The 14436-nt window shown below is 41.1% G+C and carries 14 protein-coding genes; 13 read left to right on the top strand and 1 reads right to left on the bottom strand.

The genetic code is table 11. The annotated features are described in order from the left end of the window. Positions 1–283: 283 nt before the first annotated feature. The 6 genes from D8802_RS02245 (at position 284) to D8802_RS10290 (ending at position 4885) form a co-directional block, all read left to right on the top strand. Positions 284–736: a NanQ anomerase/TabA/YiaL family protein gene (locus D8802_RS02245; protein WP_125394633.1), complete on the top strand. Its 453-nt coding sequence runs from the start codon at positions 284–286 to the stop codon at positions 734–736. Positions 737–756: 20 nt separating this feature from the next. Continuing rightward, positions 757–1401, top strand: coding sequence for a YesL family protein (locus D8802_RS02240; protein ID WP_125394632.1), 645 nt, complete (start codon positions 757–759; stop codon positions 1399–1401). Positions 1402–1572: 171 nt separating this feature from the next. Further along, complete coding sequence (locus tag D8802_RS02235; RefSeq protein ID WP_125394631.1) at positions 1573–2490, top strand: dihydrodipicolinate synthase family protein; 918 nt, start codon at positions 1573–1575, stop codon at positions 2488–2490. A gap of 17 nt (positions 2491–2507) precedes the next feature. Next, complete coding sequence (locus tag D8802_RS02230) at positions 2508–3392, top strand: ROK family protein (protein ID WP_125394630.1); 885 nt, start codon at positions 2508–2510, stop codon at positions 3390–3392. Between the two features lie 428 nt (positions 3393–3820). After that, a complete protein-coding gene (locus D8802_RS02225) occupies positions 3821–4585 on the top strand; it encodes a class I SAM-dependent methyltransferase (protein ID WP_125394629.1) in 765 nt (254 codons plus the stop codon). Between the two features lie 177 nt (positions 4586–4762). Further along, a complete protein-coding gene (locus D8802_RS10290; RefSeq protein ID WP_260468395.1) occupies positions 4763–4885 on the top strand; it encodes a hypothetical protein in 123 nt (40 codons plus the stop codon). Here the strand turns inward: D8802_RS10290 and D8802_RS02220 are convergent. Continuing rightward, positions 4882–5733 (bottom strand): MurR/RpiR family transcriptional regulator, encoded by an 852-nt coding sequence (locus D8802_RS02220; RefSeq protein WP_125394628.1) that lies wholly within the window; start codon positions 5731–5733, stop codon positions 4882–4884. The genes D8802_RS10290 and D8802_RS02220 overlap by 4 nt on opposite strands. 254 nt (positions 5734–5987) lie before the next feature. Here D8802_RS02220 and pbp2b point away from each other — a divergent pair, with 254 nt between their 5' ends. The 7 genes from pbp2b (at position 5988) to ftsA (ending at position 14422) form a co-directional block, all read left to right on the top strand. Further along, on the top strand, positions 5988–8030 hold the full coding sequence (pbp2b, locus tag D8802_RS02215; protein WP_125394627.1) for a penicillin-binding protein PBP2B: 2043 nt from the start codon (positions 5988–5990) through the stop codon (positions 8028–8030). Positions 8031–8040: 10 nt separating this feature from the next. Continuing rightward, on the top strand, positions 8041–8637 hold the full coding sequence (gene recR / locus D8802_RS02210) for a recombination mediator RecR (protein WP_061454368.1): 597 nt from the start codon (positions 8041–8043) through the stop codon (positions 8635–8637). Between the two features lie 174 nt (positions 8638–8811). Continuing rightward, positions 8812–9855, top strand: a complete 1044-nt coding sequence (locus tag D8802_RS02205; protein WP_125394626.1) for a D-alanine--D-alanine ligase — start codon at positions 8812–8814, stop codon at positions 9853–9855. An 85-nt stretch (positions 9856–9940) separates the two neighbouring features. After that, a complete protein-coding gene (locus tag D8802_RS02200) occupies positions 9941–11314 on the top strand; it encodes a UDP-N-acetylmuramoyl-tripeptide--D-alanyl-D-alanine ligase (RefSeq protein ID WP_125394625.1) in 1374 nt (457 codons plus the stop codon). Next, positions 11301–11912, top strand: coding sequence for an NUDIX hydrolase (locus D8802_RS02195; RefSeq protein ID WP_084948955.1), 612 nt, complete (start codon positions 11301–11303; stop codon positions 11910–11912). Before D8802_RS02200 ends, D8802_RS02195 begins: the two co-directional genes overlap by 14 nt. A 192-nt stretch (positions 11913–12104) precedes the next feature. Then, positions 12105–12809, top strand: coding sequence for a YwaF family protein (locus tag D8802_RS02190; protein WP_125394624.1), 705 nt, complete (start codon positions 12105–12107; stop codon positions 12807–12809). Between the two features lie 236 nt (positions 12810–13045). Continuing rightward, the gene (gene ftsA, locus D8802_RS02185; RefSeq protein ID WP_125394623.1) at positions 13046–14422 is read left to right on the top strand and encodes a cell division protein FtsA; all 1377 of its coding nucleotides are present in this window, start codon (positions 13046–13048) and stop codon (positions 14420–14422) included. Positions 14423–14436: the final 14 nt, after the last annotated feature.

The raw sequence follows: 14436 nt of genomic DNA, 5'->3' as shown, positions 1-14436 counted from the left end.
GTTTTGTCAGACACTTATAAACTTAAGAATGAACTCTTTTAATGATACTAGATAGAGTAGGTTCGTTTTAGGGTAACTATTTCCCGCTTTAGTGGTATCTAAGATAAGCATCTTACGCTTATCTTAGACGGAATTTTTGAGACTGACGATGAAGGAGTGAAAGGCTCAAAAATTAGGAATGAAATTCCGAAGGAATTTGCTTCCGTCCGCACTATTACAGGGAAATAGAGAAAGGATAATTCGAAACTGAAAAATAGTAACTATCAGAAACGAAGGAAACAGTATGATTTTTGACGATTTGAAAAACATCGCCTTTTACAAGGGAATCCATCCCAATCTAGACAAGGCTATCGACTATCTCTATCAGCACTGTAAGGATTCATTTGAATTAGGTAAGTATGAGATTGACGGAGATAAGGTCTTTCTAGTTGTTCAGGAAAATGTCCTCAATCAAGCTGAAAATGATCAATTTGAACACCATAAGAACTATGCAGATTTGCATTTACTGGTAGAAGGACATGAATACTCGAGCTACGGTTCACGTATCAAAGACGAGGCAGTAGCATTCGACGAAGCGAGCGACATTGGCTTTGTCCATTGTCATGAACGCTACCCACTCTTGTTGGGTTATCACAATTTTGCGATTTTCTTCCCAGGAGAACCGCATCAGCCAAATGGCTATGCAGGGATGGAAGAAAAGGTTCGCAAATATCTCTTTAAAATTTTGATTGATTAAAAGAATCAGGAGGAGCAAACATGGCACAAAAAGGAGTAAGCCTGATCAAGGCAGCATTTGATACAGATAATTTTCTCATGCGTTTCAGTGAGAAGGCCTTGGATATTGTGACAGCCAATCTTCTTTTTGTCGTCTCTTGTTTGCCTATCGTGACGATTGGAGTGGCTAAAATCAGCCTCTACCAAACTATGTTTGAGATTAAGAGAAGCAGACGGGTACCAGTCTTTAGAACTTATCTAAGGGCCTTCAAGCAAAATCTGAAACTGGGTCTTCAGTTAGGTCTGTTAGAGTTGGGCATTGTGTCATTAAGCCTTCTAGATCTCTATCTTTTCTGGGGCCAGACAGCTTTGCCTTTCCAGATTGTGAAAGCTATTTGTTTGGGGATTCTCATCTTCCTCACTCTGGTGATGCTGGCTAGTTATCCCATTGCTGCCCGCTATGATCTGTCTTGGAAAGAAGTGCTGCAAAAAGGGCTTATCTTGGCAAGTTTTAACTTTCCATGGTTCTTCCTCATGTTAGCCATTCTCTTTCTCATAGTGATGGTTCTTTATCTATCCGCCTTCACTCTCCTTTTGGGTGGGTCAGCTTTTATCCTCTTTGGTTTTGGTTTGCTGGTCTTTCTCCAAGCAGGATTGATGGAGAAAATCTTCGCCAAATACCAGTAGGATGGCTTGTTTCTGAAACTACTTTCAATCGTTACAGTTTCTAAAATACAAGTAGAAACTAAAATCTAAGTGTATACAAGATATTGAAAGCGATTTTCACAAGGTGTATACTAAACTTGTAAAAAATAGAACTGCTCTCAGCAGAAAAAAAGAAATCTTAGGAGAAAATCTATGTCAGATTTGAAAAAATACGAAGGTGTCATTCCAGCGTTCTACGCATGTTATGATGATCAAGGAGAAGTCAGTCCAGAGCGTACGCGTGCCTTGGTTCAATACTTCATTGATAAGGGAGTTCAAGGTCTCTATGTCAATGGTTCTTCTGGTGAATGTATCTACCAAAGTGTGGCAGATCGCAAGTTGATTTTGGAAGAAGTCATGGCAGTTGCCAAGGGCAAATTGACTATCATCGCTCACGTAGCTTGCAACAATACCAAAGACAGTATGGAACTTGCTCGCCACGCAGAAAGTTTGGGTGTAGATGCCATTGCAACGATTCCACCGATTTACTTCCGCTTGCCAGAATACTCAGTTGCCAAATACTGGAACGATATCAGTGCAGCAGCTCCAAACACAGACTACGTGATTTATAACATTCCTCAATTGGCAGGAGTTGCTTTGACTCCAAGTCTTTATACTGAAATGTTGAAGAATCCTCGTGTTATTGGTGTTAAGAACTCTTCTATGCCAGTTCAAGATATCCAAACCTTTGTCAGCCTTGGTGGAGAAGACCACATCGTATTCAATGGTCCAGATGAACAGTTCCTAGGTGGACGACTCATGGGTGCCAAAGCTGGTATCGGTGGTACTTATGGTGCGATGCCAGAACTCTTCTTGAAACTCAATCAGTTGATTGCTGAGAAAGATTTGGAAACAGCGCGTGAATTGCAATACGCTATCAATGCAATCATTGGCAAGCTCACTTCTGCACATGGAAATATGTACGGTGTTATCAAAGAAGTCTTGAGGATCAATGAAGGCTTGAATATTGGATCAGTTCGTTCACCATTGACACCAGTGACTGAAGAAGATCGACCAGTTGTAGAAGCAGCAGCGCAATTGATTCGTGAAACCAAGGAGCGCTTCCTCTAATCTATAAGGAGGTATTTATGACACACTACGTTGCAATTGATATTGGTGGAACCAACATCAAATATGGTTTGATTGACCAAGAAGGCCAGCTTGTTGAATCACATGAAATGCCAACAGAGGCGCATAAGGGTGGACCCCATATCTTACAAAAGACAAAAGATATCGTAGCCAGTTATTTAGAAAAAGGCCCAGTAGCAGGTGTTGCCATTTCTTCTGCAGGAATGGTCGATCCTGACAAAGGTGAAATTTTCTATGCCGGGCCTCAAATCCCTAACTATGCAGGAACCCAGTTCAAGAAGGAAATCGAGACTAGTTTTGCGATTCCTTGTGAAATTGAAAATGATGTAAACTGTGCAGGTCTTGCTGAGGCAGTATCTGGTTCAGGAAAGGGAGCGAGTGTGACACTTTGCTTGACCATTGGAACAGGTATCGGTGGTTGCTTGATTATGGATGGGAAGGTCTTCCATGGATTTAGCAACTCAGCTTGCGAAGTCGGTTATATGCATATGCAGGATGGAGCTTTCCAAGATCTCGCTTCTACGACAGCCTTGGTGGAGTATGTAGCAGCAGCTCACGGGGATCCAGTTGACCAGTGGAATGGCCGACGTATTTTCAAGGAAGCTACCGAAGGAAACAAGGTTTGTATGGCTGGTATTGACCGCATGGTAGACTATCTAGGAAAAGGTCTGGCAAATATTTGCTACGTTGCCAATCCAGAAGTGGTTATTCTCGGTGGCGGGATCATGGGGCAAGAGGCTATCCTCAAACCGAAGATCCGCACAGCCTTGAAGGAGGCCTTGGTGCCAAGTCTAGCTGAAAAAACGCGATTAGAATTTGCCCATCACCAAAATACAGCAGGGATGCTCGGTGCATATTACCATTTCAAGACAAAACAATCCTAGTTTGGAACTATAGAATTAAGAAAAACATTTAATCACTACTTGAGTGAAACTGTTTTGCTTAATTCTTTTTTTGATGATGGAAAAACGGTCAAGGTATATGAAAAGTAGCGGAAAGACCGATCAAGACTATTATGCGACCTTGCTTCATGGGTATCAGAAAGACAAAGAGGAATTATAAAAAATGAACGATAGGAGCAGAGTTCCTACCGTAGAAGAATATATGAGAGGAGATATCCTTTAAGATAATCTTAGAAGACGGCGCAAGCTCTTTACTTTGTTTCTAAAAACTAAACTAAGCCAAGAAGAAAAAGTGATATAATGAGATGGACGAGAAATTGACAAATTAGAATTTGTAAAGGTGAAAAAAATGTAATGGGAACCTATTCACCTGAAATCGAAATCATATAAAATTACGAGGAGATTGTAAGATGAACAATTATATAAAATTAAATGAAGATAGATGGAATAATGTAAAAAATGACTACACTGAGCCATTGACACATGAAGAATTAGAAGAAGTTAGAAAGCATCCAATTTCTGTTGCCTTAACTGTTGGAAAAAAAGTCCCCACAGAATGGTTTGAAAAAGCCAAGGGGAAAAAGATATTAGGGTTAGCTTGTGGTGGTGGACAGCAGGGACCAGTTTTCGCTGCAAAAGGTTATGATGTAACTATAATGGATTTTTCTAAATCACAATTACAAAGAGATGAGTTGGTTGCTAAAAGAGAAGGCTTAAAAATCAACACAGTTCAAGGCGATATGACAAAATCATTTCCATTTGAAAATGAAACCTTTGATATTATTTTTAATCCAGTTTCAAATGTATATATAGAAGATTCAGAAAACATGTACAAAGAAGCCTCTCGAGTATTGAAAAAGGGTGGACTGTTAATGGTCGGATTTATGAATCCTTGGATATACATGTATGATGCGGACATTGTATGGGACAAACCCGATGAGGAATTACTTTTAAAGTTTTCACTACCTTTTAATTCAAAAGAGCTTGAAGAGGAAGGCAAGATAACCATCAATCCAGAATATGGATATGAATTTAGCCATACCTTAGAAAGTCAGATTAGAGGACAACTAAAAAATGGTCTCGCTATGATCGATTTTTATGAATCATGTGATAAAAGACATCGCTTATCACGTTATGGAAATGACTACATCGCTACACTTTGCATTAAACTATGATATTATAGAACGTGCTTCTGAAGAATAACTCATTTTATTTTCTGTAAGGGTTAAAATCTAAATCTCACTTTGTCTCAGTAAAACGATTAAATAAAAATAAAGAAAGGAAGTAAAAGCAGCAAATAGTCGATACTTCCTTTTTTCTTGTCAAAAATTCAAAAAAGCAAAGGAGAATTTATGGAAGAACTGAAAAACACAGATAAAAAAGGCCTTGGCACAAAGAGAAAGATTGGCAAGCCCACCTATGAGCCTATTATCATTTCAATACAAAATAATCCTAGTTTGGTTCAACCAAACTAGGATTTTCTAACGCGTTTTTGTCTACGATAGCCATTGAGCTTTTTATTTTCCCAATAGCTGTTAAAGATTTTTTCCTTGCTCTCGCGATTGATTTCTAAAAAGAAGGCATAAATCAAATCTGTTAAAATGAGCATAGGGAGTTGAGCGGAAATACGTTGGATGTAAGAAGATTGGCTATGACTTGCGACTAGGACTGTTTCGGTGTAGGCCTGACAGTCTTTGCTAGGAGAACTGGTAAAGAGAATGGTCTTGGCGCCCATATCCTTGGCATCCAGCAAACTATCTAGGACAGATTGGGTAGTGCCAGATAGGGAAAAGCCAAGCACCAAACAGTTTTCATCCATGATACTGGTCGTCCATGCAAAGCCATCCTGATCGGTCAAAGCTTCACAGACAACACCTAGACGCATAAAACGGAGTTTCATCTCACGGGCAATCAGACCAGAACTTCCCGTTCCAAAAAAGTAAACTCGTTCAGCGTCATCGATTAATTGGGCAACTCGTTCCAGTTGTTCCTCGTCGATCAAATCCTGTGTTTGTTCCCGTAGGTTGCTGTAGCTTCGTAAAACACGTTTGGTCAAAGGACTGTGTTTGTGCGAATGAGTGTCCGGTTTACTAGCCTGGTGCTGGTATTGAAAGACAAATTCTCGATAGCCAGTAAAGCCACATTTTTTTGCAAAACGGGTAAGAGCAGCTTGGGAAACATGCAGTTTTTGAGTAACCTGTTGCGATGATAGATCATCCACAATCGTATCTACCTGCAAGAAATAACGAGCGATTTCCTGTTCTAACTCTGTTAATTCTTCAAAATGAAGATCAATAATAGTTGCGATATCCTGCTTTTTCATGGAGCTCCTTTTCATGAGTCAAACTCTTAAAAGTTGACGATTGCCAGCTTATTAACATCATTATATCATAGAAGTTAGGATAACCAAATAAAAAGGCATTTTTGATTAAAAGTCAAAAAATGCTTCGACTTTTCCAAGAGTTTCTCCGTAAAATATGGTACAATGAAGAGTACTGGTTTCTAGTCAAATCCTAGATTTTTTAGGTGGATTTGTCAGGGAAAACTGGAATTTTTCTAGAAAAGAGTCTTAGTTGTATGAGAAAATTCAATAGCCATTCGATTCCGATTCGGCTTAATTTACTGTTTGCCATTGTTATCCTACTGTTTATGACCATTATCGGTCGATTGTTATACATGCAGGTGCTGAATAAAGATTTCTATGAAGCAAAGTTGGCATCAGCCAGCCAGACTAGGGTGACAACCAGTTCGGCTCGTGGACAAATCTACGATGCATCAGGGAAACCCTTGGTAGAAAATACTGTCAAGCAAGTTGTTTCTTTCACACGAAACAATAAGATGACGGCAGCTGAATTAAAGGAGACGGCTAAAAAACTGCTGACATATGTGAATGTAACCTCCCCTGATCTGACAGATCGACAGATTGCAGACTATTATTTGGCTGATCAGGACATTTACAAAAAAACAGTCGAGGCTCTTCCAAGTGACAAACGCCTAGATTCAGATGGGAATCGCTTATCAGAGGCAACCCTCTACAATAATGCGGTTGAGAGTATCGACGTGAGTCAGCTTAACTATACGGATGAACAGAAAAAGGAAATCTATCTATTTAGTCAGCTTAATGCTGTTGAAAATTTTGCGACGGGCACCATTTCTACAGATGCCTTAGATGATACCCAAGTTGCACTTGTAGCTTCTGCATCCAAGGAATTACCGGGCATTAGCATTTCAACCTCATGGGACCGAAAAGTACTGGACACTTCTCTATCGTCTATCGTCGGTAGCGTTTCCAGTGAAAAGTCAGGTCTTCCAGCAGAGGAAGTTGACGCTTATCTCAAGAAAGGATACTCTCTCAATGACCGAGTGGGAACTTCTTATCTTGAAAAGCAATATGAAGATGTCCTCCAAGGTAAACGCTCTGTCAAAGAAGTGCATCTTGACAAACACGGAAATATGGAAAGTGTGGAAAATGTCGAGGAAGGAAGCAAAGGAAACAATATCAAACTAACGATTGACCTAGCTTTCCAAAATGGAGTGGATGACCTACTTAAGAGCTACTTTAACTCCGAGTTGAGTAATGGTGGCGCCAAATATTCTGAAGGAGTCTACGCTGTCGCTCTTAATCCTAAAACAGGTGCAGTTCTAGCCATGTCAGGTATCAAGCATGATGTTGAATCAGGCAAACTGAGCTCGGACTCTCTAGGAACAGTCACTAACGTCTTTGTGCCAGGGTCTGTTGTCAAGGCGGCGACCATCAGCTCTGGTTGGGAGAATGGAGTCTTATCAGGGAATCAGACCTTGACAGACCAACCGATTGTCTTCCAAGGTTCAGCTCCGATTAATTCTTGGTACACTCAGGCTTACAGTTCATTCCCGATTACAGCTGTGGAAGCCTTGGAGTATTCTTCTAATGCCTACATGGTTCAAACGGCTTTGGGCATTATGGGTCAGACCTATCAACCCAATATGTTTGTTTTAACTAACAATTTAGAATCCGCTATGGGGAAACTTCGTTCGACATTTGCGGAATATGGTCTTGGAGCCTCAACAGGCATTGACCTTCCAGATGAGTCAACTGGTTTTATACCAAAAGAGTATAATTTTGCTAATTACATTACCAATGCCTTTGGCCAGTTTGATAACTACACCCCTATGCAATTAGCCCAGTACGTTGGAACTATTGCCAACAACGGTGTTCGGATTGCACCTCACATTGTCGAGGGAATTTATGGAAACAACGAACAAGGTGGCTTAGGGAACTTAATCCAATCTGTTGAAACCAAGGAAATGAATAAAATTAATATTTCTGAGTCTGATGTTTCCATCCTCCAACAAGGATTTTATCAAGTGTCACATGGTGGTAGTGCTTTGACAACCGGTCGTGCCTTTTCAAATGGCGCAGCGGTATCTATTAGTGGAAAAACAGGTACTGCCGAAAGTTATGTTGAGGGTGGTCAAAAAGCCAACAATACCAATGCTGTGGCCTATGCACCATCAGATAATCCTCAAATCGCTGTAGCTGTTGTCTTCCCACATAACACCAACCTTACAAATGGTGTCGGACCTTCCATTGCGCGCGATATTATCAACCTCTATAACCAACATCATCCAATGAATTAGAAAGGAACATATGCTTTATCCAACACCTATTGCTAAGCTAATTGACAGTTATTCAAAGTTACCGGGTATCGGGATTAAGACGGCTACCCGTCTCGCCTTCTATACCATTGGAATGTCTGATGACGATGTCAATGAATTTGCTAAAAATCTCCTGTCTGCCAAGCGGGAATTGACCTATTGTTCCATCTGTGGTCGCTTGACCGATGATGATCCCTGCTCTATCTGTACAGATCCGACTCGAGATCAGACGACCATCCTGGTGCTAGAAGATAGTCGCGATGTGGCTGCCATGGAAAATATCCAAGAATATCACGGACTCTATCATGTCTTGCATGGACTCATTTCTCCAATGAATGGCATCAGTCCAGATGATATCAATCTCAAGAGTCTCATGATTCGTCTCATGGATAGCGAGGTTTCAGAGGTGATTGTGGCGACCAATGCGACGGCAGATGGGGAAGCGACCTCCATGTACCTCTCACGCCTGCTCAAACCAGCAGGTATCAAGGTTACGCGTCTAGCACGAGGCCTTGCTGTCGGAGCAGATATCGAGTATGCGGACGAAGTTACACTCTTACGAGCTATTGAAAATCGGACAGAGTTGTAGGAGTAAACAAATTTACGAACTCAATTCATTTATACAAAAATCAAGGAGACCGAGTTTGTCGTTATCGGTCTCTTTTTATATTTCTTTACTATCAGTACCATGTTCAAGTTTCAAAAAAGAAGCAAATATGATATACTAAGGTGCGAGTATTCTATTAGAAAATAGGACAGTAATATGAAACAAACAATTATTCTTTTATACGGTGGACGGAGTGCAGAGCGTGAGGTCTCTGTACTATCAGCTGAGAGTGTCATGCGTGCGGTCAACTACGACCGTTTCACAGTCAAGACTTTCTTTATCAGTCAGTCAGGTGACTTTATCAAAACGCAAGAATTTAGCCAGACTCCAGGTCAAGAAGATCGTCTCATGACCAATGCGACCATTGACTGGGACAAGAAAATCGCGCCAAGTGCCATCTATGAAGAAGGTGCTGTGGTCTTTCCAGTTCTTCACGGTCCAATGGGAGAAGATGGTTCAGTTCAAGGATTCTTGGAAGTCTTGAAAATGCCTTATGTTGGCTGCAATATCTTGTCATCTAGTCTTGCCATGGATAAAATTACAACTAAGCGTGTCTCGGAGTCTGCTGGGATTGCCCAAGTTCCCTATGTGGCCATCGTCGAAGGTGATGATGTAGCTTCTAAAATCGCTGAAGTTGAAGAAAAATTGACTTATCCAGTCTTCACGAAGCCGTCAAACATGGGTTCAAGTGTCGGTATTTCTAAGTCTGAAAACCAAGAGGAACTCCGTAAAGCATTAGAGTTGGCCTTTCAATATGACAGCCGTGTCTTGGTAGAGCAAGGGGTGAATGCCCGTGAAATCGAGGTTGGTCTCTTGGGCAACTACGATGTGAAGAGCACGCTTCCTGGTGAAGTGGTCAAGGATGTTGCCTTTTATGACTACGATGCCAAATATATCGATAACAAGATTACCATGGACATCCCAGCCAAGATTAGTGATGATGTAGTAGCTGTCATGCGTCATAATGCAGAAACAGCCTTCCGTGCGATCGGTGGCCTCGGTCTATCTCGTTGCGATTTCTTCTATACAGATAAGGGCGAGGTTTTCCTAAACGAGCTCAATACCATGCCAGGTTTTACCCAGTGGTCTATGTACCCACTACTTTGGGACAATATGGGAATCAGTTACCCAGACCTAATCGAGCATTTGGTTGGCCTTGCTAAGGAGAGCTTTAATAAGCACGAAGCGCATTTACTATAAAAATGAAAGAGGGGGTAGAAGCCAGGAACATCGCCTGCAAGGTGATTAGAGTTCTCGGACTTCAACCCTTTTTAAAGGAGTAGAAATGAAACTAACAATCCGTGAAGTCGCCCAAGCTGTTGGGGCTAAAAATGATGTCAGCATATTTGAAAATGTCCAGTTAGAAAAGGCTGAGTTTGACAGTCGTTTGATTGGGACGGGAGATTTGTTTGTGCCACTCAAAGGTGCGCGTGATGGTCATGACTTTATCGAAACAGCTTTTGAAAATGGTGCAGCAGTAACCTTGTCTGAGAAAGAGGTTGCAAATCATCCCTACATTTTAGTAGATGACGTTTTGTCTGCCTTTCAAACCCTAGCTGCCTACTATCTTGAAAAAACAGCAGTTGATGTCTTTGCAGTCACGGGTTCAAATGGTAAGACAACGACCAAGGATATGTTGGCGCATTTACTGTCAACAACCTACAAGACCTACAAAACTCAGGGCAATTACAATAACGAGATTGGCCTTCCCTACACAGTTCTCCACATGCCTGAGGGAACAGAAAAGTTGGTCTTGGAGATGGGGCAGGACCACTTGGGAGATATTCATCTCTTGTCTGAATTGGCTCATCCTAAGACAGCCATCGTGACCTTGGTTGGAGAAGCTCATTTGGCCTTTTTCAAAGACCGTTCAGAGATTGCCAAAGGAAAAATGCAAATTGCAGATGGTATGGCTTCAGGTTCTTTGCTTTTGGCACCAGCCGACTCCATTGTAGAGGACTACTTGCCAGCTGATAAAAAGGTGGTTCGTTTTGGGCAAGGGGCAGAATTGGAAATCACAGACTTGGTCGAACGCAAGGATAGTCTGACCTTTAAGGCCAATTTCTTGGAACAAGCCCTCGATTTGCCAGTGACAGGTAAGTACAATGCCACCAATGCTATGATTGCATCTTATGTTGCCCTACAAGAAGGAGTTTCAGAGGAACAGATTCATCAGGCCTTTCAGAACCTAGAATTGACCCGTAATCGTACCGAGTGGAAGAAAGCTGCCAACGGAGCAGATATTCTGTCAGATGTTTACAATGCCAATCCAACTGCTATGAAGCTAATTTTAGAGACTTTCTCTGCTATTCCAGCTAATGAAGGTGGCAAGAAAATTGCGGTTTTGGCAGATATGAAAGAACTTGGAGACCAGTCTGTCCAACTCCATAACCAGATGATTTTGAGCCTCTCGCCCGATGTGCTTGATACGGTTATTTTCTACGGGGAAGACATTGCTGAATTGGCCCAACTAGCCAGTCAAATGTTCCCAATCGGCCACGTTTATTACTTCAAAAAAACAGCCGACGAGGACCAATTTGAAGGTCTTGTCAAGCAGGTTAAGGCAAGCCTTGGTACGAACGACCAAATTCTGCTCAAAGGCTCTAACTCCATGAATCTAGCTAAGTTGGTAGAAAGTTTAGAAAATGAATGCAAGTGATTTTACCAAGTATCTGCAAAGAATGCTAGCCATTACGGATACTGGATTAACCTTCACAAAAGATCCTTTTGACTGTGAGCGATACGAGGACTTACGTGCGATCTTATCTGATATTTTGAGAGAAACTACAGAACTAAAGCAAGAGGAAGTAACAGAGCTCCTGAGACCAACTGGTGCTTATGCAACTCCTCTGATGGACGTCCGTGCTTGGATTGTTGAGGATGAAAAGATTTGTCTGGTTAGGGGACAAGGAGAGGATAGCTGGTCTTTGCCAGGTGGCTTTGGTGAGGTCGGCTATTCTCCAACCGAAAATATTCTTAAGGAAATTGAAGAAGAAACCGGTTTTACAGCAAAAGCTGAAAGGTTACTTGCAGTTTTTGACACCAATCGTTTCCAACTACAGAGCAAACAATATGCAAAGTTTGTGTTTGAATGCCAACTCATTGAGGGACGATTTCAAGAGAATCAAGAAATTGCTGAGCTTCAATTTTTTGCCATTAACCAATTGCCAGCCTTATCTGAAAAACGCATCACCAAGGAACAAATGGAGATTCTTTGGCAGGTTTATAAAGGACAAAGAGACCAATATATTGATTAGGTTATGCTAGAGAAATCTGCAAATCAAAAAAGGGTGTTTGTAAGATGCATTTCTGCGATACAAATGATATAATAGGTTGCGAATTTAAGACGCAAGTGTTCTATGCATGTCATAGAATCAAGTTTTTTCAAAAAATAAAAACTAGGGCAGTGAACTTTCTACTGCTCTGGCTAGATGAACGAGGAATAGAATATGAATTTGTGGGAACAATTATTTACCACACAGATATCAGAACCGCCCCAGTTTGAACTCCACTGGTATATTGGTTTGTTAAGTTTATTGGCTCTTACTTTCTATGTTTCATATCGTTACCGTGACAAGGTGGCTTACCAGCGCTTTATTCAGATCCTTCAGTCTCTTCAACTGATTGTTCTGTATAGCTGGTATTGGGGGAATCAAATGCCCTTATCGGAAAGTTTGCCCTTCTATCATTGCCGTATCGCCATGTTTGTTATGCTATTAATACCAGGGACTTCCAAGTACAAGCAATACTTTGCCCTTCTAGGAACTTTTGGAGCAACCGCTGCTCTGGCATACCCACTCTTTGACCCTTATCCGTTTCCGCACGTGACCATCCTGTCCTTTATCATCGGGCACGTGGCACTTTTGGGGAATGCGCTCTTATACTTGTTTAAGAATTATGAAGCTTCCCTGCTCAATTTGAAAAATGTGACAGTGATTACATTTTCTCTAAATGCCTTGATAGGAGTTGTCAACTTGGTTGTAGGTGGAGATTATGGGTTTTTAAATAAACCACCACTAGTGGGGAATCACGGACTATTGGCGAATTACATCATCGTGTCCAGTGTGTTGGTAGCAGCTATCAGCTTGACTGCAAAAGTACTAGAGGTCTTTTTGCAACAAAGAGCAGAAAAAATGATTCAAGAGAAAGCTTAAAAATGCCTTCTCTTTTTTTGATTAAATATGCAAAATATAGCTGTAAGGATATAAAAATAATGATTGCTCCTGAGAAAAATTGTTTAAAAGACTTTTACAAAAAACCTAGAGGAAATTTATGAAAAACTAAGCACGATTGGATTTTTTGTGTTATAATATTCTGTGAATAGCTGTGTCTTGTCACAGTTATTGAAAATAGAAGTGAGAAACTTGGAAGACAGAGAGGATGCAATGTAATGACTAGAGATGGTTTTTTTACAGGCTTAGATATCGGAACTAGCTCCATCAAAGTGCTGGTTGCCGAACATAGAGATGGTGAAGTAAATGTAATTGGCGTTAGCAATGCCAAGAGTAAAGGTGTCAAAGACGGGATTATCGTTGATATTGAGGCTGCTGCTTCAGCAATTAAATCCGCAATTTCCCAGGCAGAAGAGAAGGCAGGAATTTCAATCAAGTCTGTCAATGTTGGTTTACCAGCAAATCTCTTGCAGGTTGAACCAACTCAAGGAATGATTCCTGTAACATCAGATACAAAAGAAATTACAGATCAAGACGTAGAGAATGTTGTCAAATCAGCTTTGACTAAGAGCATGACGCCTGATCGTGAAGTGATTACTTTCATTCCAGAAGAATTTATCGTAGATGGCTTCCAAGGTATTCGTGACCCTCGTGGCATGATGGGGGTGCGTTTGGAAATGCGTGGCTTACTTTACACAGGACCTCGTACCATTCTTCATAACCTTCGTAAAACCGTGGAGCGTGTGGGAATTCATGTTGACAATGTCATCATCTCACCATTAGCGATTGTAAATTCAGTTCTCAATGAGGGAGAACGTGAGTTTGGCGCGACAGTGATTGATATGGGTGGTGGACAGACTACAGTTGCAACCATTCGCAATCAAGAATTGCAATTTACAAATATCTACCAAGAAGGTGGAGAATATGTCACTAAAGACATTTCTAAAGTCTTAAAAACTTCCCAAAAAATCGCAGAAAGTTTGAAACTAAACTATGGTGAAGCTTATGTTCCACTAGCAAGTAACGAGACTTTCCAAGTTGAAGTCATTGGTGAAGTAGAGCCTGTTGAAGTGACAGAAAGCTACTTGGCAGAAATTATCTCAGCACGTATCAAACATATTTTTGATCAAATTAAACAGGAGTTAGACAGAAGACACTTGTTAGATTTGCCAGGTGGTATCGTTTTGATCGGCGGGAATGCGATTTTGCCAGGAGTTGTCGAATTGGCGCAAGAAGTATTTGGTGTTCGCGTAAAACTTCACGTACCAAACCAAGTTGGCATTCGCAACCCTGCTTTTGCACATGTAATCAGCTTGTCTGAGTTTGCAGGTAAATTGACAGAAGTGAATCTTCTGGCTCAAAAGGCAGTCAGAGGAGATGAATTCCTTCGCCAAAAACCAATTAATTTTGGTGTTTCAAATCAAAGTGTGACACCGATTATACAATCAACTCCAGTGCAACCAGCTACTGCAGCAACTGAAATCACACCTGACAGTGGCCTTGCTCCAAGAGACGAATTCCAAGCAAGTTCTCAAGATAAACCGAAATTAACAGACCGTTTCCGCAGCTTGATCGGAAGCATGTTTGATGAATAAAAGAGGAAAAGAAA

The organism is Streptococcus oralis (genome assembly GCF_003943395.1).
Taxonomy (GTDB): Bacteria; Bacillota; Bacilli; order Lactobacillales; family Streptococcaceae; genus Streptococcus; species Streptococcus oralis_BF.
This window is presented reverse-complemented; position numbering and strand designations above follow the sequence as displayed.